Source organism: Amycolatopsis antarctica, assembly GCF_002262875.1.
GTDB classification, from domain to species: domain Bacteria; phylum Actinomycetota; class Actinomycetes; order Mycobacteriales; family Pseudonocardiaceae; genus Amycolatopsis; species Amycolatopsis antarctica.
The window spans coordinates 358,522-379,008 of record NZ_NKYE01000003.1; the positions used below are offsets into that span (position 1 = coordinate 358,522).

Consider the following 20,487-nt stretch of genomic DNA (forward strand, 5'->3'; position numbering starts at 1 on the left):
CGATCCAGCTCGAAGGAGGAAGCGTGGAAGGGAATACGGCCTGGCTGCTCACCAGTGCCGCGCTGGTACTGCTCATGGTGCCGGGGCTGGCCTTTTTCTATGGTGGGATGGTGCGCTCCAAGAGTGTGCTGAACATGTTGATGATGAGTTTCGGTTCGCTGGGAATCGTCGGAGTGCTCTGGGTGGTCTTCGGCTACTCGGCGACCTTCGGAAACGACCTCGGTGGCGGTCTGCTCGGCGATCCGACCGAGGCGCTCGGCCTTTCCGGATTGATGGGCGCTGACACCCTGTCGAACACCGGATTCGCGGCGTTCCAGGCGATGTTCGCGATTCTCACCGTCGCGCTGATCTCCGGTGCCGTGGCGGACCGGATCCGGTTCGGCTCCTGGCTGCTGTTCGCCGCCGTCTGGGCGACCGTCGTCTACTTCCCGGTGGCGCACTGGGTGTTCGCGTTCGACGACGAGGAGACCGGCAAGCTCGGCGGCTGGATCGCCAACCAGCTCGGAGCGCTCGACTTCGCGGGCGGTACCGCCGTGCACATCAACGCGGGTGCCGCGGCGCTAGCCCTCGTGCTCGTCATCGGCAAACGAGTCGGCTGGCCGCGGGAGCCGATGAAGCCGCACAACCTCCCGTTCGTCATGCTCGGTGCGGGCCTGCTCTGGTTCGGCTGGTTCGGGTTCAACGCGGGTTCGGCACTGGAGGCGAACAACACCGCGGGCGTCGCGTTCATCAACACCCTCACCGCCACCTCGGCGGCGCTGCTCGGCTGGTTGTTGATCGAGCGGCTGCGGGACAAGCACGCCACCAGTCTGGGCGCAGCCTCCGGCGTGGTCGCCGGCCTGGTCGCCATCACCCCGGCGTGCGCGTTCGTCGACACCTGGGGAGCGCTGGCCATCGGCGCCATCGCGGGCATCCTCTGCGCACTGGCGGTCGGCCTCAAGTACAAGCTGGGCTTCGACGACTCGCTCGACGTCGTCGGCGTGCACCTCGTCGGCGGTCTGGTCGGCACCTTGCTGATCGGCTTCGTCGGCACCACGGGCGTCAACGCCGACGGCGGGGACGGGCTCTTCTACGGCGGCGGCCTCGGGTTGCTGGGCAAGCAGGCCGTCGGCGCGGTCGCCGTGCTGGGCTACTCCTTCGTGGTCACCGCGGTCATCGCGCTGATCATCAAGTACACGCTCGGTTTCCGCCTCGACCGGGAGGACGAGGTCACCGGCATCGACGAGGCGGAGCACGCCGAGTCCGGGTACGAACTCGGTGGCAACCGCGGCGGTCGTCCCGCCGCGGCGGGCAGCGGGGTCGCGGGTACCGCGAAGAAGTTCGAGGGGAGCAAGGCATGAAGCTGATCACGGCGATCGTCAAACCGTTCACGCTGGACGACATCCGCACGGCACTCGAACAGCTCGGCGTGCTCGGCATGACGGTGAGCGAGGTGCAGGGTTACGGACGGCAGAAGGGCCACACCGAGGTCTACCGCGGCGCCGAGTACGCGGTGGACTTCGTGGCCAAGCTGCGCGTCGAGGTGGTCACCGACGATGCCAACGTGGACAAGGTGATCGACGCGATCGTCGACTCCGCGCACACCGGCAAGATCGGCGACGGCAAGGTGTGGGTCACCCCGGTGGACACGGTGGTCAGGGTCCGCACGGGCGAGCGCGGCACGGACGCGCTGTAGCCGGTGGCCGGCACCGGGGGAGTGGGGCTGCGGGAGGCGGCCTCCAGGCTGCTGGAGGGCAGGCACGGACGGCTCGGCGCGGCGGCACTGCGGGCCGCGCTGGTCGACCTGTACGAGTTCTGGCTGGGCAGGGCGGCGACGGCGGCCGGTGCGGACGCGGGCGATCCCCGCGTCGCGCTGGTCGCCGTCGGCGGGCTCGGCCGCAGGGAACTGGTGCCCTTCGCCGATCTGGACCTCGTCCTGCTGCACAACGGTCACCGGGGCGTCGGCGAACTCGCCGAGGCGCTCTGGTATCCGCTGTGGGACGCCGGCGTCGGGCTCGACCACGCGGTGCGGACCCCCGGCGAGGCGCTGTCGGTGGCCGCCGAGGATCTGCGTACCGCGCTCGGCCTGCTCGACGTCCGGCACATCGCGGGCGACCCCGAACTGGCGTCGCGGTTGGCGGGCTCGGCGCGGGAGCAGTGGCGCCGCACCGCCCGCAAGCGCCTGCCCGAACTGGCCGGGGCCGCCCGTGAACGCTGGGAACGTACCGGGGAGGTGGCGCAGTCGGCGGAGCCCGACCTCAAGCACGGCCGGGGCGGGCTGCGCGACCTCGCGCTGCTGGACTCGCTCTCCGTCGCGCAGCTCGTCGACCGGCCGGGGGAGGAGGTACGGGCGGCGCGGGCGCTGCTGCTGGACGTTCGCACCGAGTTGCGCCGCGAACTCCGCCGCGGCCGGGACGTGCTCGCCGCGGCCGACGCCGGACCGGTCGCCGCCGAACTCGGCTTCGCCGACCGGTTCGCCCTCGCCAGAGCCCTCTCCGGTGCGGGGCGGACCGTCGCCTACGCGCTGGACCTCGCACTCCGGTCCACAGTGGACACCCCCCGGCTGTTCGGCAGGCGGCCGGTGCGCACTCCGCTCGACGACGGGGTGGTGCTGCACGGCGAACAGGTCGCACTCGCCCGCGACGCCGTCCCGGCCAAGGAGCCGGCCCTGCTGCTGCGCGTGGCCGCCTCCTCCGCGCGCTCCGGGAAGCCGATCGCGCAGGGCACCCTGCGCACCCTCGCCGCGGCAGCGCCGGAACTGCGCACGCCGTGGCCCAAGCCTGCCCGCGACGCGCTGACCGAACTGCTCGGCGCCGGCGAGGGACTCGTCGACGCGGTCGAGGCTCTCGACCGGAGCGGCCTGTGGGCACGTCTGTTCCCCGAGTGGGGTGCGGTCCGCGACCTGCCGCCGAGGGAGCCGACGCACGCCTGGACCGTCGACCGGCATCTCGTCCGCGCCTGTGTCGAGGCGGCCGGGCTCGCGGGCACCGTTTCACGTCCGGACCTGCTGCTGCTCGCCGCGTTGCTGCACGACATCGGCAAGGGACGCGGCACCGACCATTCCGAGCTCGGCGCCGCCATCGCGGCACAGGTCGCCCACCGGATCGGACTGTCCGAAGTGGACGCGGGAAGGGTGTCCGCGGTGGTGCGCCACCACCTGCTGCTGCCGCATACCGCCACCCGCCGCGACATCGCCGAGCCGGCTACCGTGCACCGGGTGGCCACCACACTGGACGGCGACGTGGTGGTACTCGAACTGCTGCACGCACTGGCGATCGCCGACGCCAGGGCGACCGGACCCGGCGTCTGGACCGGCTGGAAGGCGGGCCTGCTGGGTGAACTCGTCTCCCGGTGCACCGCGGACATGCGCGGGACCCCGCCCGCCCAGGAACCCATCGAGCCCGCGCACCGCGAACTGATCGCGGAGGCCGTCCGCTCGGGTCTCGGCCAGGTACGGATCACCGCCGAGGGCGAGGTCGCGACGGTGCTGCTCGCCGTTCCCGCCGCCGCGGAGCTGCTCACGCCCGCGGCCGGGGTACTCGCGCTGAACTCGCTCGAAGTGCACGCCGCCTCCCTCGGGGCGCACGACGGTGGCCGGATCGGCGTCTTCACCGCCTCCCCGAAGTTCGGCTCCCTGCCCGACCAGACGCTGCTGCGTGAGCAGTTCGCCCGCGCGGTGGCCGGAGGCAGGGCGCTCGCCGCCCAGCTCGCGGCCAAGGAACGCGACTACGGTGCCGCGGCCTCCACCGCCGTCCCGCGGGCGCTCTGGTTCGACGACGAGGCGGACGGTGCGGACACCGTGGTACTGGAACTGCGCGCACCGGACCGGCTCGGGCTGCTGCACCGGGTGGCCGGGGCGCTGCGCGAGGCGGGCGCCGAGGTGCGCTGGGCGAAGGCGGTCACCCTGGGCGGCACCGTGGTCGACTCCTTCGCGATCGCGCCCGGCTCGGGCCTCCCGGATGGTGAATGGCGTGGCCGGGTCGAACGGGCCGCGCTGCTGGCCGCGGCGGGCGCACCGGTTGTGCGCGATCGCCCGCGTCCGGAATGAGTAGTTCTACCCGGCCGGGTTTGGGTGCGTTCACGCTCACCCGCGCCAGGCGTGACCGGCAGGCTCACAAGCATCGCAGCACGCGATGGTCGTGGGTGGCGGGTTCGCCTGGTACTGGGGGTCTGGCGGCACCTGCCACCCGGCCGGGCCGGAAGGGACCGGCCCGCATGCCGCCCGGCCGGTCCGTGGGAGGGAGACGGACCGGCCGGGCCGGTGCGGAGAACGGAGCGGCGCGGCCACCATCGGCGGGGGACGACTACCCTCGGGGGATGCCGGTGGCTCGACCGGCCGAGCAACGACGACCAGCTGGAGCGTGCACGCCCGTGTTCGACACCCTTTCCGACCGGCTCACGTCGGTCCTGCAGAACCTGCGTGGCAAGGGGAAGCTCTCCGACGCCGACATCGACGCCACCGCGCGCGAGATCCGCATCGCGCTGCTCGAGGCGGACGTCGCGCTGCCGGTGGTCCGCCAGTTCATCGCGCAGATCAAGGAACGCGCCAAGGGCGCCGAGGTCTCCGAGGCGCTCAACCCCGCCCAGCAGGTCATCAAGATCGTCAACGAGGAGCTCGTCGGCATCCTCGGCGGGGAGACCCGGCGGCTGAACCTCGCGAAGAACCCGCCCACCGTCATCATGCTGGCGGGCCTGCAGGGTGCCGGTAAGACGACCCTGGCCGGGAAGCTCGCGCTCTGGCTCAAGAAGCAGGGGCACGCCCCACTGCTGGTCGCCTGCGACCTGCAGCGCCCGAACGCTGTGCAGCAGCTCCAGGTCGTCGGCGAGCGCGCGGGCGTCGGCACCTTCGCCCCGGAGCCGGGCAACGGTGTCGGCGACCCGGTGGACGTCGCCCGGCGTGCGATCGAGGAGGCCGGGCGCGCCCAGCACGACGTGGTCGTGGTCGACACCGCGGGCCGTCTCGGTGTGGACGAGGAGCTGATGCGGCAGGCGGCCGACATCCGCGACGCCGTCTCGCCCGACGAGACGCTGTTCGTCGTCGACGCCATGATCGGTCAGGACGCCGTCTCCACCGCCGAGGCCTTCCGGGACGGCGTCGGCTTCACCGGTGTGGTGCTCACCAAGCTCGACGGTGACGCCCGCGGTGGTGCGGCGCTGTCCGTCCGGGAGGTCACCGGGCAGCCGATCCTCTTCGCGTCCAACGGCGAGAAGCTCGAGGACTTCGACACCTTCCACCCCGACCGCATGGCCAGCCGCATCCTCGGCATGGGCGACATGCTCACCCTGATCGAGCAGGCCGAGGAGGCGTTCGACCAGGACCAGGCCGAGAAGGCCGCGGCGAAGCTCGGCAGCGGCGAGATGACGCTGGAGGACTTCCTGGAGCAGATGCTGGCCGTGCGCAAGATGGGCCCGATCGGCAACCTGCTGGGAATGCTGCCCGGTGCCGGCCAGATGAAGGACCAGCTCTCCCAGGTCGACGACTCCCACCTCGACCGGCTGCAGGCGATCATCCGTGGCATGACGCCCGCCGAGCGGGACAACCCCAAGATCATCAACGCCTCCCGCAGGCAGCGCATCGCCAAGGGCTCCGGCGTGGCCGTCCGCGAGGTCAACGACCTGGTGAACCGCTTCTACGACGCCAAGAAGATGATGCAGCAGATGGCGGGCCGCTTCGGCTTCGGCGGTGGCGGCGCTGCCGGTGGCGGCAAGAAGAACCGCAAGGGCAAGAAGGGCAAGAAGGTCAAGGGGCGCGGTCCCACCCAGCCCAAGGTCAAGGGCGGTTTCCCCGGCGGCATGCCGATGCTTCCGCCCGGTGCCATGGGCGGCGGCGGCCAGGGCATGCCCGACCTCTCCCAGCTCGGCGGCGGCATGAACGACCTGCCGCCCGGCTTCGACCCGTCCAAGATCAAGCTGCCGAAGAACAAGTAGCCCGCCCCGCGCGGCCTCGACGGAGGTACCCGTGACCGCCCTGCACCTGCGCGGCACCGTCCTGCCCGGCGGCGAGCGGCGCGACCTGTGGATCGACGGCGGGCGGTTGCGCACCGGGCCCGTCGCCGCCGCGGACACCCTGGTCACCGACGGCTTCGTCCTGCCGGGTCTGGTGGACGCCCACTGTCACCCCGGCATCGGCGTCGGCGGCCCGGTCTCCCAGGACGAGGCCGTCGAGCAGGCCCTCGCCGATCGGGACGCGGGCACCCTGCTGATCCGCGACTGCGGCGTACCGATCGACATCGGGCCGTTGCGCCGCGACGACCTGCCCCGGATCGTGCACGCCGGGCAGCACCTGGCGCTGCGCAAGCGCTACATCCCGGGGCTGGGCGTGGAACTCGACGACCCGGCCGAGCTGCCCGGGGCCGTGGCCGCGCAGGCCGCGGCGGGCGACGGCTGGGTGAAGCTCGTCGGTGACTGGATCGATCGGTCGAAGGGCGACCTCGCGCCGTTGTGGCCGGAGGACGTGCTGGCCGAGGCGATCGAGGTGGCGCACAACGCGGGCGCGAGAGTGACCGCACACGTCTTCGGTGAGGAGGCGCTGCCGGGGCTGATCGGCGCGGGCATCGACTGCCTCGAACACGGCACCGGCCTGTCCGACGAACTCATCGGCGAGGTCGCGCGACGCGGCATCGCGCTGGTACCGACCCTGATCAACATCGAGAACTTTCCGGGTATCGCTGCGCAGGCCATCCGGTATCCGGCGTACGCCGCCCACATGCGTGCCCTGCACGCCGGCGTCGGCCGTACCGTCGCCTCGGCTCTGGAGGCCGGCGTCGCCGTGTACGCGGGCAGCGATGCCGGCGGCATGGTCGAGCACGGCAGGCTGGTCGACGAGATCGAGGCGCTGCACCGCGTCGGCATGTCGCCGGAGCAGGCGATCGGGGCGGCGTCCTGGGCGGCCCGCGACTGGCTCGGCCACCAGGGCATCGCCGACGGCGCGCCCGCCGACCTGCTCGTCTACGACACCGATCCGCGCGCCGACCTCGCCGTGCTGCGCCACCCCCGGCACATCGTGCTGCGCGGCACGGTGGTGCGCTGACGGCCCGGCAGGTCCGGGGCGCGGGTGGCCTAGCGTTGCCCCGGCACGTCGACGAGTGGAGGTGTGGTGCACGGGGGACAGGCCGAGGAGCCGTCCGGGGAACCGGCCGCGGCACGTGACGGGCTGGTGTTCGGCGCGCACTGGGGTTTCCTGACGTTCTTCGCCGGACTCGGCGGCTACCACCTCGCCGGCCTGCTGCTGACCGTGCTGGTATCGGGCCGGGTGGACGAGTTCGATCCGCTCGAACTACCCGAACTCGGGCCGGTGATCCTGCTGGCGTTCCTGCCGAACGTGCTGCTGGGCCTCGCCCCGGTGGCCGGTTCCCGGATCTGGGGCAACGGGCTGCGCGCGGACTTCGGGATCCTGCCGGACCTGCGGGACCTGAAGATCGGTCTCGCCTGCGGCGGCTTCGCCCTGCTCGTCGGCTACCTGCTCAACCTGGTGCTGCTCGGCGTCTACGGCACCGAGCGGATGGAGCAGAACCCGCTCACCGAGCTGGCCGGTGGAATCGGGGACAACGCGGGCTGGCTGGTGCTGGCCGCACTGGTGGTCGTGCTGGCAGCCCCGCTGACCGAGGAGATCCTCGTCCGCGGCGCGCTCTGGAACGGACTGGAACGTCACCGCGTACCGCCGTGGGTGATCCTGGTGCTGACGGCGCTCGTCTTCGCCTACATACACAGCGAGCCGGCCAGGACGCTCGCCCTGATCGGCCAGGGCCTGGTGATCGGCTCGGCGCGGCTGATCACCGGCCGCGTCGGTGCCAGCCTGGTGGCTCACGCCGCGAACAATCTGCCCCCTGCTCTGCTGCTCTTCGCGTCACCGTGACGTGCCATCCGGTTAGGGTGGAATTTCACGCCGTACGCGAACCGGAGGAACCAGTGACGTCAGCGCAGTCGAGCGAACCGGCTGGCGACCTCGGCGCATCCGGTTCCGGAACCGATCCCGCGGCGCAGGCCCCCGAGGTCGTCCGGCACGCCGCGCATCGCTGGGGTTTCGGGGCGTTCCTGCTGGTGGAAGCGGTGCTGCTGGCTTCCGCGGCGTTCGTCAGCGCGGTACTCGGCCCGGTTCCCGGCGGCGGTCCGCTGCCGGTCCGCGACGTGCTGATCGGCACCATCACGCCCACCGTCATCGCGACCGCGGTCGCGTTGCTGATCACCCGGGTGCGCGGCAACGGCCCGTTGGCCGATCTGCGGCTGAGCTGGCGCTGGGACGATGTCCGCCTGGGCCTGCGGCTCGGTCTGATCGGACTGGTCTGCACCACCGTGGGTGCCGTCGTCTGGACCCAGCTCGTCGGCGACGAGAACGCGAGCTCCGCCATCGCCGCGCTGGTGGAGGACCAGCCGATGTCGGTCTCCGCGGCCGTCACCATGTTCCTGTACCTGTGGTTGCTCGGGCCCATCTGCGAGGAGATCATCTACCGGGGCGTGTGCTGGGGGGCGGTCGAGCGGCTCTCCTGGGGCAGCGAGAAGTGGGCCCGCATCGCGGCGTTCCTGCTGTCGACGGCGGTGTTCGCGGCGAGCCACCTCGAACCGCTGCGCACGACGCTGCTGCTCGTCATCGCCGTCCCGATCGGCCTGGCCAGGCTTTTCACCGGCAGGCTGCTCGGCAGCATCGTCGCGCACCAGATGAACAACTTCCTGCCCGCGCTCGCCATCCTGCTCACGGCGCTCGGCGTGGTGAGCTGACGGGCGCCGAGCGGATAAACCGGTACTGCCGCGAATGCGCGGGGGCGCCTCTGGCAGAATATCCGCTTGCCTGCTCCGGCCGGACCCTCTCACCGCGCCGGAGCACGAAAACTGACCTGCGGGCGCCCGCATCCGTTCCCCACTCGGATCGAGTCCCGAATTCGAGCTCGAGAGAACACAAGGAGTACCCACACCCGTGGCCGTCAAGATCAAGCTGCAGCGTCTCGGCAAGATCCGTGCGCCGTACTACCGCATCGTCGTCGCCGACGCGCGCACCCGCCGCGATGGCAAGGCCATCGAGACGATCGGCAAGTACCACCCGAAGGAAGAGCCGAGCTTCATCGAGGTCGACTCCGAGCGCGCCCAGCACTGGCTGAAGGTCGGCGCCCAGCCCACCGAGCCGGTGCAGCGCATCCTCGAGGTCACCGGTGACTGGCAGACCTTCAAGGGCCTCCCGGGCGCCGAGGGCACCCTGAAGGTCAAGGAGCCGAAGCCGTCGAAGCAGGACCTCTTCAACGCGGCGCTCGCCGCGGCCGGCGAGGAGCCCACCACCGAGGCCACCACGCCCAAGAAGAAGAAGGACACCGCGAAGAAGGCCGACGCCGAGAAGGCAGAGCCGAAGGCGGACGAGGCGAAGGCGGACGAGAGCGACTCCGCTGAGAAGGCCGAGGCGTGAGCTTTCTCGCCGACTCGCTCGAACACCTGGTGCGTGGCATCGTCGACAACCCCGACGAGGTCCGCGTCGAGCTGATCACCACCCGGCGTGGGCGCACCCTCGAGGTGCACGTCCACCCGGATGATCTTGGCAAGGTGATCGGCCGTGGTGGCCGGACCGCGACCGCCCTGCGCACCGTCATGGGCGGGATCGGCGGCCGCGGCGTCCGGGTCGACGTAGTCGACACCGACCGCTGACGCCCGCGTACGGCACGGTGGCGGACACGCAGGGCACGGAGGTCGTCGTCGGCCGGATCGCCAAGGCGCACGGCGTCGGTGGCGAGCTCGCCGTCGACATCCGCACGGACTCCCCGGAATTGCGGTTCGCCCTCGGCTCCACACTGCGCACCCGGCTCCGGGACGGCAGCGATCGGGAACTCACCGTGGCAGCCGCCCGCTCACACAGCGGGCGGCTGCTGGTGCGTTTCGAGCAGGTACTCACCCGGGACGTCGCCGAGACGCTGCGCGGTGCCCTGCTTCTGGCCGACACCGCGGACTTGCCGCCCACCGGTGACCCGGACGAGTTCTACGACCACGAGCTCGAGGGCCTGCGCGCCGAGCTGGCCGATGGCACCGTCGTCGGCATCGTCATCGAGATGGTCCACTCCCCGGGCGCCGAACTGCTCTCGATCGACCGCGAGGGCGTGACGGTGCTCGTCCCGTTCGTCCGGGCGATCGTGCCCGAGGTGGACATCGCGGGCGGGCGGGTGGTCCTCACCCCGCCGGACGGCCTGCTCGACGGCGAATAGGCTGCTCGTCGGCATTGTTCGCCGACGGACTCGGCGTGCGTTCGCTTCGTCCGGGCAGCGCCGGCATCCGTGCGCCGCCGGCGCCACCCCGCTACCGCAACTGGTGAGGCATTCCCGTGCGCATTGACGTCGTCACGATCTTCCCCGACTACCTCGAACCGCTGCGCGCGGCGCTGCTCGGCCGCGCCGTCGACCGCGGCCTGCTCGAGGTGGGCGTACACGATCTGCGGGACTGGACCCACGACGTGCACCGCGCCGTCGACGACGCGCCGTACGGCGGCGGGCCCGGAATGGTGATGAAACCGCAGATCTGGGGCGCGGCGCTGGACGAGGTGTGTCCGGCGGGCGCACGACTCGTAGTGCCGACGCCCGCGGGCAGGCCGTTCACCCAGGAACTCGCGCACGCCTACGCGGCGGAGGAGAACCTGGTCTTCGCCTGCGGCCGCTACGAGGGCATCGACCAGCGCGTCATCGAGGACGCGGCGCGCCGGATGCCGGTCGACGAGGTATCGATCGGCGACTACGTCCTGGTCGGCGGCGAGGCCGCGGTACTGGTCATCGCCGAGGCCGTCGTCCGGTTGCTGCCCGGGGTGCTGGGCAATCCGGTCTCGGCCGAGCAGGACTCGTTCTCCGACGGCCTGCTCGAAGGACCCAGCTACACCCGCCCCGAAGTCTGGCGCGACCTCGCCGTACCGGACGTGCTCCGCTCCGGCAACCACGCGCTCGTCGAACGCTGGCGGCGCGATCAGGCACTGGAGCGGACCGCGCGCCGTCGTCCCGAGCTGCTCGGCGCGCTGCCGGAAGGCAGCCTCGACGCCGCCGACCACGCGGTGCTGGAGCGCCTGCGGGCCGGGCCTGAGCCGACCCCGTGACGGGCGGGCACCCGCGTCTGTAATACTTGCCTGTAGCTCGCCGCAGGACGCAAGCTATTGGGCTGAGTGGACTCGCTTCGCTCGCTCACCGAATTCCCCCGGGAAAGCTGTTCGCCACGTGAGCGCGCCCGGATGTACGTAGGCCAGACAGCACGGCCGATCAACGACGAGGACGGACCACCGATGAACACCCTGGACGCCCTGGACGCTCAGTCGCTGCGTTCCGACATCCCGGCCTTCCGCCCGGGCGACACCCTCAAGGTGCACGTCCGCGTCATCGAGGGCAACCGGGAGCGCCTGCAGGTGTTCCAGGGTGCCGTCATCCGCCGTCAGGGCGGTGGCATCGGCGAGACGTTCACCGTCCGCAAGGTGTCCTTCGGTGTCGGCGTGGAGCGCACCTTCCCGGTGCACTCGCCCAACATCGCGCAGATCGAGGTCTTCAAGCGTGGCGACGTCCGCCGCGCGAAGCTCTACTACCTGCGCGACCTGCGCGGCAAGGCGGCCAAGATCAAGGAGCGCCGCGACACCCCGTCCGCTTCCTGAGCTGACAGCCGGTAACGCGTAGCCTGGCTGAGTGGTCGAACCTTTGCCTTCACACGCCGCTGAGGACGAGCCGGATCGGCGAGACGACGAGGGGTCCTCGACCCCCGGAGGCGAGGATTCCGGCGAGTCCGTATCGGGTCGTCGCCGCCGTCGCGAAAAGAAGAAGAGCAGGCCGTTCTGGAAGGAACTGCCGATCCTCATCGTCGTGGCGTTGTTGCTGACGTTCCTGATCCAGCAGTTCCTGGCACGCGTCTACATGATCCCCTCGGGTTCGATGGAGACCACGCTGCACGGCTGCCCCGGCTGCACCGGCGACCGGATCCTGGTCGACAAGCTCACCTACGACTTCTCCGATCCGGAGTCGGGCGAGGTGATCGTCTTCAAGGGTCCGCAGCCGTGGACGGAGAACGACTCACCCACCCAGCCGGAGTCCAGCAACGCCATCGCCGGGTTCTTCCAGAGCGTCGGCTCGGTCTTCGGGCTGGCTCCGCCGGACGAGCGCGACTTCGTGAAGCGGATCATCGCCGTCGGTGGCCAGACCGTCGAGTGCTGTGACGACCAGAACCGGGTTCTCGTCGACGGCAAGCCGCTGGACGAGCCGTACATCCACTACGAGGTCCCCGGCGAGGAGCAGGTGGAGTTCGAGCCGGTGAAGGTGCCCGAGGGCTCGTACTGGGTGATGGGCGACAACCGCAACCAGTCCAGCGACTCCCGGTATCAGGGAGGCGGCGGCGTACGCGGGACCGTGCCGGAGGACAACATCATCGGCAAGGCCAGGCTGATCGTCCTGCCGCCGTCGCGCTGGGGCGGCGTGTCCGACCACGATCCGCAGGAAGCCGTGGCCATGAGCGCACCAGCCTGGCAACAGGGGCTGCCCGCCGGGATCGGGGCCGCCGCGGCGTGGCCGACCGTCGTCCTGGGCCGCCGGGTCGCCGGTGGGGTGCGCAAAGTGGTGTCACGAGGACGGTAGTGGGGCCGGTGAGTTCGTCTCGCGGTAACGGGCGACTCGGCTCGTTACGGCCTCCACGTGCCCTCGTGCGCGGGGACAATCCGTGGGCGCTGCAGTCCGCGCTGGATCGCAAAGGACTCGGACCGGTCGCCGGGGTGGACGAGGCCGGTCGCGGGGCCTGTGCCGGCCCGCTGGTGATCGCCGCCTGCGTGCTGCGTCCCGGAGACGCCGCTCGGCACCCCGAACTCACCGACTCCAAACTGCTCACCGCCGCCGCTCGCGACCGTGTCTACGACCGGGTGCTGGCGCGCGCCGTGGACCACACCGTGATCATCGTGCCGCCGGCCGAGGTGGACGCTCTCGGCATCCACGTCACCAACGTCGAGGGCATGCGCCGCGCGGTGGCGGGCCTGACCACTCGGCCCGGTTACGTCCTCACCGACGGCTTCCGGGTGCCGGGGTTGCCCGCGCCGAGCGTCCCGGTGATCAAGGGCGACCGGGTCGCCGCCTGCGTGGCGGCGGCCTCGGTGCTGGCCAAGGTGACCAGGGACCGCATCATGGAGGGCCTGCACGTGGAACATCCGGTCTACGGGTTCGACGTGCACAAGGGATACAGCACGACCGAACACGGCGCGGCGCTCACCGCGCACGGGCCCAGCGCGGTACACCGGTGGTCGTATGCCAATGTCGCGCTTGCCGGGATCGCCCACGGCAGGCGACCGCCGTGGCGGGTGATGCTCACCGCCGCCGCGCTCAGCGGCAGAACGGTGCCGGAAGGTGCTCTGGAGGACGGCGTGGGCCAGAATGAACGTTTCGCCGGTGGACGGCAGTCGACCACGCGAGGAGGGGCGCGGATTACATGAGCGCAGAGGATCTCGAGAAGTACGAGACCGAGATGGAGCTGTCGCTGTACCGGGAGTACCGGGACATCGTCGGGCAGTTCTCGTACGTCGTGGAGACCGAGCGGCGGTTCTACCTCGCCAACGCCGTGGACGTGCAGGTGCGCGACGGCGGCGGAGAGGTGTACTTCGAGGTGCGGATGTCCGATGCCTGGGTATGGGACATGTACCGCCCGGCCAGGTTCGTCAAGCACGTCCGGGTGATCACCTTCAAGGATGTGAACGTCGAGGAACTGGACAAGCCCGAGCTGCGGTTGCCCGAGGAAGGCCCGTTCTCCGGCTGACCCGCGACTGGCCTGCCCCGGCCTGTGCCACCCAGTTGTCCACAGGGCCCCAGTTGTCCACAGGCTGCCGATTCAGTGCTGGTCCCGGCACCTCCGCTCCTGGCAGCGTCGATATCGCAAGGACGAATCGGCGAGCTGGGGGTAGGCGGTGTGCACGGTGGCGGAGGCGTCGTCAGCGCGGGGTGGGCGAACAACGGGCAGTCAGGAACTCGGGCGCAGGGGAGAGGATCTGGCGGCCGAGTACCTGCACGGGCTCGGCCTGGTTCTGCTTTCCCGCAACTGGCGATGCCGCGAGGGCGAACTGGACCTGATTGTCACCGACGGGCGCACGCTGGTCGTCTGCGAGGTGAAGACCCGGTCCGGCCGGGCGTTCGGCCATCCTGCCGAAGCCGTGACGCCGGAGAAGGTCGCCCGGATCCGGCGGATCGCCTGCCGGTGGATGAGCGCCCACCACGTCCGCTGGTGCCCGGTCCGGTTCGATGTGGTCGCCATCGACTGGCCGCACGGCGGAGCGCCCAGCGTGCAGCACATCCCGGGAGCGTTCTGATGGCGCTCGCACGCACCTGGGCGGTCGCCCTGCTCGGCATCGACGGCAGGCTTGTCGAGATCGAGGCCGATATCCGCTCGGGGCTGGTGGAGACCAAGCTCCTCGGCCTGCCGGACGCCGGACTGCGAGAAGCCAAGGACCGGGTACGCGCGGCGATTCGCAACAGCATGCAGACCTGGCCGGAAGGCCGCATCACGCTGGGGCTGTCCCCGGCGAACCTGCCCAAGGTCGGGTCCGGATACGACCTCGGCATCGCCGTCGCCGTTCTCGCCGCGTCCGGCTGCGTGCCCGCGACGAAGCTTCCGGGGACCGTGCTCATCGGGGAACTGGCACTCGACGGCCGGATCCGGCCGGTCCGCGGTGTGCTGCCGGGTCTGCTGGCCGCGCGGCGAGCCGGATACCAATGTGCCGTCGTTCCCGCCGGATCGCTGTTCGAGGCCGCTCTGGTACCGGACCTGCGAGTCTCGGGGGCGGCCCGGCTGGCGGACGTGGTGGCCTGGCTCAAGGGTGAGGAAACCTTGACCGCGCCGGTGGCCCCGGGAGAACAGGCCGAGGCGCAGGTGCCGGAACTGGCTGATGTCATCGGCCAGCCCGAGGCTCGCTGGGCACTGGAGGTGGCCGCCGCCGGCGGGCACCACCTCCTGCTCACCGGACCGCCAGGAGTGGGCAAGACGATGCTCGCCAAGAGACTTCCCGGCCTGCTGCCCCGGCTCTCGGACGAGGATTCGCTCGAGGTCACGGCTGTCCATTCGGTCGACGGCTCGTTGTCACCGAGCACGCCCATGGTGCGGGTACCGCCGTTCGTCGCGCCGCACCACTCGATCTCCGTCGCCGCCCTCGTCGGAGGGGGATCCGGTCTCGCCACTCCGGGCGCGATCAGCCGTGCCCACCGGGGAGTGCTCTTTCTCGACGAGGCGTGCGAATTCGGTCAGCAGCGGCTGGAATCGCTGCGCACGGCGCTGGAGGAGGGCGAGATCCGGATCGCCCGCCAGCGAGGCTCGGTGCGCTATCCCGCGCGTTTCCAGCTCGCACTGGCGACGAATCCCTGCCCGTGCGCCCCGCCCCGGGAGGCGGACTGCTCGTGTTCGCCGTCCGCACGCAGGCGTTACCTCGGCCGCCTCTCCGGACCGTTGCTCGACCGGGTCGATCTGCGAGTACGGATGCGCCCGATCACCGCGATGAGCGCCCACGAGGTGGGTGAGTCCGAGTCCACCGCGCAGGTCCGTGCCCGCGTCCTCGAGGCGCGCACCCGGGCCGGGGAACGCTGGGCGGGCCGTGGCTGGCGTACCAACGCGGAGGTTCCGGGCCCGGTGCTCCGGCGGGAGTTCGGCCTGCCCGCAAGCGCGACGGCGGTGCTGGATCGCGGACTCGACGTGGGCGCGGTGACCGCACGTGGAGCCGACCGTTGCCTGCGCATCGCGTGGACGCTGAGCGACCTCGCGAAAGCGGACCGGCCGGACGCCGACCACGTGGCCGCCGCACTGGAGTTCCGCGATCGGCGGGCGGCGTGAGCACGGCCGGTGGCGCTCGGGCCGAGCCCGAGCTGCGGCTGGCGCGGGCGTACCTGCTGCGGGTCGCCGAACCCCCTGCCCCGCGTCTCGCCGCACTCGTCAGCACTCACGGCGCCGTGGAGGCGGCCGAACGGGTCCGGCGGGGCGAGGTCCCGGCCGCCGTCGCCGGTGAGACGGCCGCGCGGCGCGAGACCTGTGTGCCGGAGCGGGATCTCGCCGACGCCGAGCGGATCGGAGCGCGGCTCGTGGTGCCCGAGGACGAGGAGTGGCCAGCCTGGCCGCTGCTGTCGCTCGAAGTGGCCGCCGGACGCGGGATTCGGGAGGCCGGGACACCGCTGGGCCTCTGGGTGCGGGGCTCCGCACGCCTCGACGAGGCGACCGGCAGGGCGCTCGCCGTCGTCGGCGCGCGCGCCTCGACCGCGTACGGGGAGCACCTGGCCGCCGAACTCGCGCACGGACTCGCCGGACGGGACGTCACGGTCTTCTCCGGTGCCGCCTACGGAATCGACGGTGCGGCCCACCGCGGGGCGCTCGCCGCTCCCGGCCGGACGGTCGCGGTGCTGGGCTGCGGCCTCGACGCCGGATACCCGGCCGGGCACGTCGCCCTGCTGGGCAGGATCGCCGAAGAAGGCGCGGTGATCAGCGAGTACCCGCCCGGAGCACCACCCGCCCGGCATCGCTTCCTGATCCGCAACCGGCTGCTGGCCGCGCTGACGAGCGGCACACTCGTCGTCGAGGCGGGCAGGCGAAGCGGGGCCCGCAACACGGCGACCACGGCGGGAACCCTCGGCAAGATGGTGATGGCCGTGCCCGGTCCCGTCGGGTCGGCGATGTCCGCGGGTTGCCACGACATGATCCGGTCCTCGGACGCCACTCTGGTCACCTCGGTCGCCGAGGTGCTGGACGCCGCCGGACCGATCGGTGCACCGGCGGAGAGCGGCAACGGCAACGGGCACACGCGGACGACCGACGGGCTGACCGGGCAGGCGTTGCGCGTCCACGAGGCGCTGGGTCTGCGCGCAGGCCGATCGGTCGAACACGTGGTGGCCGAGTCGGGCGTACCCGCGCACCGGGTGCGCGCACTACTCCCCGCGCTTGAACTGGACGGACTGGTCGAACGGTGCGACAGCGGCTGGCGCCGGGCGCGGGCGGCTCGATGACCGCCGGGCGCGAGGATCGCCGTGCTCGTCGCGGCAGGGGTGTGGCGATGCTTGACCATCGGGGCGCACTGGCGCAGCGTCACGAGACATGTCGTCCCAGAGATCCCGCACCGGGGCGTCGGCCGCCCGGGTCGACCTACGCCGCGTGCGCAGCCGCTTGCCGGGGCCCACCGCGGAGTTGATCGCCGCCTACGAACGGCACCTCGAACTCGAGCGCGGACTCTCGGCGCACACCGTGCGCGCCTACCTGGGCGACGTCGTGTCGCTCGCCGGATTCCTGCACGGCACCGACCACAGCACCGACCACGAGGCCCCCGAGAACGAGGAGGCCGAGCCTGGGACCGCTCAGCCCTGGGCCGCACCGCCCGGGGCGGTCGGCGGGACCGGTGGTTCCGGCGCCGGGCAGGCAGAGACGGGACCTGAGGACCTTCGGCCTCCCGAGGGCGGGACCGAGAACCTGGCCAGGGCGTTCGAGGGGCTGGACATCGGCGTACTGCGCGCCTGGCTCGCGCGCCAGCGGGCCGACGGTGCGAGTCGTACCACCCTCGCGCGGCGTGCGGCGGCCGCACGGGCGTTCAGCACCTGGGCCCACAAGGCGGGCGCGATCGACCACGACCCGGCGACCCGGCTGGTCGCGCCGCGGGCACACCGCACGCTGCCGGGAGTACTGCGCCCGGACCAGGCAGGCGAGCTGCTGCGCGCCTCGGCCTCGGGTGCCGCCGAGAACAGTCCGATCGCGCTGCGCGATCTGGCCGTGCTGGAGTTGCTCTACGCCACCGGGGTCCGGGTCGCGGAGCTGTGCGGCCTCGACGTGGCTGACGTCGACTTCGAGCGCCGCCTGGTGCGGGTGCTCGGCAAGGGCGGCAAGGAGCGGATGGTGCCCTTCGGGGTGCCCGCCGCCGACGCCGTCCGGGCCTGGCTTGCCGAGGGGCGCGGTCCGGTGATCACGCGTGCGGAGCGCCGTGCCGGCGGGGAGGCGCTGTTCCTGGGGGTGCGCGGCGGCAGGCTCGACCAGCGCAGCGTGCGGCGAGTGGTACACGACGCGGTGAGCTCGGTACCCGGTGCGGCGGACATGGGCCCGCACGGCCTGCGGCACTCCGCGGCCACACATCTGCTCGAAGGGGGAGCTGACCTTCGCAGCGTTCAGGAACTACTCGGTCACGCTACGCTTGCCACGACGCAGCTCTACACCCACGTGACCGTCGAGCGGCTGAAGGCGATCCATGACCGAACGCATCCGCGTGCCCGATGAACCCGGGCGGGCTCCCGAACCCCCGGGGGCGGCCTCGCCGTGCGCGGATGACGCCGACGAGGTACCGCGTAGACACGACACCCGCGAGCTCGCCGGGCAGCGGTCCCATCCGGCCGGAGAACCGGTGAACCCGGGTCCCGCCGAACCGGGCGCCGGCCCCGATTCGGAGATCGCCATCCGAGCGCTGTGGCGTCAGTTTCGCGCCACCCCACAGCAGCGGATCCGCGACCGGCTGGTGCTGCACTACTCGCCGTTGGTCAAGTACGTCGCCGGCCGGGTGGGCACCGGACTGCCGACCCACATCGACGTCGGTGACCTGATCCAGTCGGGCATCTTCGGCCTGGTCGACGCGATCGAGAAGTTTGAGCCGGAGCGGGGTCTGCGCTTCGAGACCTACGCGATGCAGCGGATTCGTGGGGCCATCCTGGACGACCTGCGCTCACAGGACTGGGTACCGCGCGTGGTGCGGGCGCGGGCGCGGGAGGCCGAACGGGCCCTCGAACGACTCGGGGCGCGGCTGCGGCGCACGCCGACCGACTCCGAACTGGCCACCGAGCTCGACATCAGCGTCGACGATCTGCGGGACCTCTACGGCCAGCTTCAGCTCACCAGCGTCGTGGCGCTCGAAGACCTGGTCGCGGCCGGCAAGGACAGCGGCTCGCTGGTCGACACCCTGCCCGACGACGGTGCGGTAGATCCGGTCGCCGTGCTGGTCGACCAGGACAACCGCAGGCAGCTCGCCGAGGCCATCGCCCAGCTCGCCGAACGGGACCGGGTGGTGGTCAGCCTCTACTACTTCGAAAGCCTGACGCTCGCCGAGATCGGCAAGGTCCTCGGAGTCACGGAGTCGAGGGTGAGCCAGCTTCACACGCGGGCCGTCCTGCGTCTGCGGGCGAAACTCGTGGAGCAGCAAGCACCCGTCTGATCCACCTCGACGACATTCGGTGTCCTCGACTCTTTGGGTGGTTTCGCACCGCCAGGCACCTCGGCCCGCATCCACCGCCGCGGCATCCTCCGGGACGGCACCGATCCCAGGCTTGCCGAGGCGCACCAGACAGTCCACGGTCGTCGACGCGCCGGCCATCGGCCCGGCACCCATCCCACCCGGCAACCGGGGAACGGCACCACACCGCCCGGCATCCATCGGCGTGGCGCCCACCGGCCCGGCATCAACCGGCCCGGCACCCCGGCATCAACCGGCGTGGCGCCTACCGGCCTGGCAGCGACCGACCCGTCCCCACGGTGCGTCCCGCGAAACCGAACGTGTCTCCAGCAGCCCATCCACGGCTAACCTTTGCGCGTCTCGAACCACCGTGACGCCCGCGACCGCACCGGGGCCAGGCAGGCTGGCGGACCAGACACGCATACCGGGCAGGCAGGGACCAGCCAAGCAGACAGGCAGGCAGACCAGTTGGGCGTACCGCGCAGGTGAGATGCGGGTGCCTGCCCTTCACCCTTCCCAGGGTTTGAGCCGCAGCTCCGTCTCCGTCCGGACCAGTGGCAACGGGTCCAGATACTCCTCGCCACGCCGGACACCCCAGTGCAGGCAGGCCTGCGCCGCGCACTCCGGATGCCCGGCGGCGACCGTCCCGAGTTCCTGCCCGCGACGAACCCGGTCACCCGCCGTGACGCCTGTCTGGAGTGGCTCGTACGTGGTCCGCAGACCGCCGTCGTGGTCTACCGAGACCACCCCGCGGCCGGCGAGGACCCCGGCGTAGACCACGACCCCCTCGGCCGCCGCGAGCACGGACGCTCCGGGCGCGGTTCCGAGATCGACGCCGCGGTGGCCCGGCCCGAACGGGTCCTCCGGCGCCTCGAAGGCCCGGACCACCGGTGGGTCGGGGGAGAGTGGCCAGGAGAACCGCGCGGGGCCGGCATCGCCCTGGGCGCGGGCGGCCGGCGACGGGGACGAGAGGACCGGCACCAGGATGAGCCCGAGCACGGCGCACGCGGCGAGCCGGATCCGCCTGCGGCCGGCCGGTTCCGGGGTCGTGCGGAGGTCTGCGGTCACCCCCTCGACACTGCCCGGGGGCGGGCGCGGCCGGGTGCCCGGAGCGGAATCTGTGGACAACTCGGCGGGCGTGGGACAACTCGGCCGGATAGCCACTGCCGGTGACGACGGCGACGCGGCTCCGGCGTACACTGCTGCTGCGGTCTGTGTTCGCACAGGCTGACTTCGCGTGCACGTGCGCATCCCGGGTTCGTCCCGGGAGACACGGCGCTCGGCGGTCCCCGCGATTCTCCTCGTGGGGTCCGGGCGCCGGCACGGCACCAGGGCGGCGGTCCACCCGGGCAGCCGCGACAAAACCGGCA

21 protein-coding genes are annotated in these 20,487 nt (G+C 71.7%); 20 read left to right on the forward strand and 1 reads right to left on the reverse strand.

The window, feature by feature from the left end:
• The first annotated feature begins 23 nt into the window (after nt 1-23).
• The 20 genes from CFN78_RS07625 (at nt 24) to CFN78_RS07720 (ending at nt 19,099) form a co-directional block, all read left to right on the forward strand.
• The gene (locus CFN78_RS07625; protein ID WP_094861878.1) at nt 24-1,340 is read left to right on the forward strand and encodes an ammonium transporter; all 1,317 of its coding nucleotides are present in this window, start codon (nt 24-26) and stop codon (nt 1,338-1,340) included.
• Nucleotides 1,337-1,675 (forward strand): P-II family nitrogen regulator, encoded by a 339-nt coding sequence (locus CFN78_RS07630; protein ID WP_094861879.1) that lies wholly within the window; start codon nt 1,337-1,339, stop codon nt 1,673-1,675. The genes CFN78_RS07625 and CFN78_RS07630 overlap by 4 nt, the downstream gene beginning before the upstream one ends.
• Nucleotides 1,676-1,678: 3 nt before the next feature.
• Complete coding sequence (locus CFN78_RS07635; protein ID WP_240519321.1) at nt 1,679-4,027, forward strand: [protein-PII] uridylyltransferase; 2,349 nt, start codon at nt 1,679-1,681, stop codon at nt 4,025-4,027.
• 323 nt (nt 4,028-4,350) lie between these two features.
• On the forward strand, nt 4,351-5,907 hold the full coding sequence (ffh, locus tag CFN78_RS07640; protein ID WP_094861880.1) for a signal recognition particle protein: 1,557 nt from the start codon (nt 4,351-4,353) through the stop codon (nt 5,905-5,907).
• A gap of 31 nt (nt 5,908-5,938) precedes the next feature.
• Nucleotides 5,939-7,009 carry an amidohydrolase family protein gene (locus CFN78_RS07645; RefSeq protein WP_165777476.1) on the forward strand — a complete coding sequence of 357 codons (1,071 nt, stop codon included), beginning with the start codon at nt 5,939-5,941 and terminating at the stop codon, nt 7,007-7,009.
• A 66-nt stretch (nt 7,010-7,075) separates the two neighbouring features.
• Entirely contained in the window at nt 7,076-7,834 is a 759-nt protein-coding gene (locus CFN78_RS07650) for a CPBP family intramembrane glutamic endopeptidase (protein WP_094861977.1), read from the forward strand.
• Nucleotides 7,835-7,887: 53 nt separating this feature from the next.
• Nucleotides 7,888-8,694, forward strand: coding sequence for a CPBP family intramembrane glutamic endopeptidase (locus CFN78_RS07655; RefSeq protein ID WP_094861881.1), 807 nt, complete (start codon nt 7,888-7,890; stop codon nt 8,692-8,694).
• A gap of 196 nt (nt 8,695-8,890) precedes the next feature.
• Nucleotides 8,891-9,370, forward strand: a complete 480-nt coding sequence (gene rpsP / locus CFN78_RS07660) for a 30S ribosomal protein S16 (protein WP_094861882.1) — start codon at nt 8,891-8,893, stop codon at nt 9,368-9,370.
• Nucleotides 9,367-9,606, forward strand: coding sequence for an RNA-binding protein (locus CFN78_RS07665; protein ID WP_094861883.1), 240 nt, complete (start codon nt 9,367-9,369; stop codon nt 9,604-9,606). The genes rpsP and CFN78_RS07665 overlap by 4 nt, the downstream gene beginning before the upstream one ends.
• A 17-nt stretch (nt 9,607-9,623) precedes the next feature.
• Complete coding sequence (gene rimM / locus CFN78_RS07670; protein WP_094861884.1) at nt 9,624-10,157, forward strand: ribosome maturation factor RimM; 534 nt, start codon at nt 9,624-9,626, stop codon at nt 10,155-10,157.
• 116 nt (nt 10,158-10,273) lie between these two features.
• Nucleotides 10,274-11,029: a tRNA (guanosine(37)-N1)-methyltransferase TrmD gene (trmD, locus tag CFN78_RS07675; protein ID WP_094861885.1), complete on the forward strand. Its 756-nt coding sequence runs from the start codon at nt 10,274-10,276 to the stop codon at nt 11,027-11,029.
• Between the two features lie 183 nt (nt 11,030-11,212).
• Complete coding sequence (gene rplS, locus CFN78_RS07680) at nt 11,213-11,572, forward strand: 50S ribosomal protein L19 (protein WP_094861978.1); 360 nt, start codon at nt 11,213-11,215, stop codon at nt 11,570-11,572.
• A gap of 43 nt (nt 11,573-11,615) precedes the next feature.
• Nucleotides 11,616-12,542: a signal peptidase I gene (lepB, locus tag CFN78_RS07685; RefSeq protein ID WP_094861979.1), complete on the forward strand. Its 927-nt coding sequence runs from the start codon at nt 11,616-11,618 to the stop codon at nt 12,540-12,542.
• A gap of 65 nt (nt 12,543-12,607) precedes the next feature.
• Nucleotides 12,608-13,384, forward strand: a complete 777-nt coding sequence (locus tag CFN78_RS07690; protein WP_240519322.1) for a ribonuclease HII — start codon at nt 12,608-12,610, stop codon at nt 13,382-13,384.
• Complete coding sequence (locus CFN78_RS07695; RefSeq protein WP_094861886.1) at nt 13,381-13,704, forward strand: DUF2469 domain-containing protein; 324 nt, start codon at nt 13,381-13,383, stop codon at nt 13,702-13,704. Before CFN78_RS07690 ends, CFN78_RS07695 begins: the two co-directional genes overlap by 4 nt.
• 157 nt (nt 13,705-13,861) lie before the next feature.
• Entirely contained in the window at nt 13,862-14,251 is a 390-nt protein-coding gene (locus CFN78_RS07700) for a YraN family protein (RefSeq protein WP_094861981.1), read from the forward strand.
• On the forward strand, nt 14,251-15,762 hold the full coding sequence (locus CFN78_RS07705; protein ID WP_094861887.1) for a YifB family Mg chelatase-like AAA ATPase: 1,512 nt from the start codon (nt 14,251-14,253) through the stop codon (nt 15,760-15,762). The genes CFN78_RS07700 and CFN78_RS07705 overlap by 1 nt, the downstream gene beginning before the upstream one ends.
• Nucleotides 15,759-16,922: a DNA-processing protein DprA gene (gene dprA, locus CFN78_RS07710; protein ID WP_094861888.1), complete on the forward strand. Its 1,164-nt coding sequence runs from the start codon at nt 15,759-15,761 to the stop codon at nt 16,920-16,922. Before CFN78_RS07705 ends, dprA begins: the two co-directional genes overlap by 4 nt.
• Nucleotides 16,923-17,010: 88 nt before the next feature.
• A complete protein-coding gene (locus CFN78_RS07715; RefSeq protein WP_094861889.1) occupies nt 17,011-18,174 on the forward strand; it encodes a tyrosine recombinase XerC in 1,164 nt (387 codons plus the stop codon).
• Nucleotides 18,146-19,099 carry a FliA/WhiG family RNA polymerase sigma factor gene (locus CFN78_RS07720; RefSeq protein WP_240519323.1) on the forward strand — a complete coding sequence of 318 codons (954 nt, stop codon included), beginning with the start codon at nt 18,146-18,148 and terminating at the stop codon, nt 19,097-19,099. The genes CFN78_RS07715 and CFN78_RS07720 overlap by 29 nt, the downstream gene beginning before the upstream one ends.
• A 525-nt stretch (nt 19,100-19,624) precedes the next feature.
• On the opposite strand, the gene CFN78_RS07725 is transcribed toward CFN78_RS07720, so the two are convergent.
• Nucleotides 19,625-20,098: a murein hydrolase activator EnvC family protein gene (locus tag CFN78_RS07725; protein ID WP_420807862.1), complete on the reverse strand. Its 474-nt coding sequence runs from the start codon at nt 20,096-20,098 to the stop codon at nt 19,625-19,627.
• Between the last annotated feature and the right edge of the window lie 389 nt (nt 20,099-20,487).

What these genes read in the sequence shown, in the direction of transcription:
- CFN78_RS07630 (WP_094861879.1), top strand. Translation starts at nt 1,337, where the DNA reads ATGAAGCTGATCACGGCGATCGTCAAACCGTTCACGCTGGACGACATC.
- rplS (WP_094861978.1), top strand. Translation starts at nt 11,213, where the DNA reads ATGAACACCCTGGACGCCCTGGACGCTCAGTCGCTGCGTTCCGACATC.
- CFN78_RS07695 (WP_094861886.1), top strand. Translation starts at nt 13,381, where the DNA reads ATGAGCGCAGAGGATCTCGAGAAGTACGAGACCGAGATGGAGCTGTCG.
- CFN78_RS07705 (WP_094861887.1), top strand. Translation starts at nt 14,251, where the DNA reads ATGGCGCTCGCACGCACCTGGGCGGTCGCCCTGCTCGGCATCGACGGC.
- CFN78_RS07715 (WP_094861889.1), top strand. Translation starts at nt 17,011, where the DNA reads ATGTCGTCCCAGAGATCCCGCACCGGGGCGTCGGCCGCCCGGGTCGAC.
- CFN78_RS07720 (WP_240519323.1), top strand. Translation starts at nt 18,146, where the DNA reads ATGACCGAACGCATCCGCGTGCCCGATGAACCCGGGCGGGCTCCCGAA.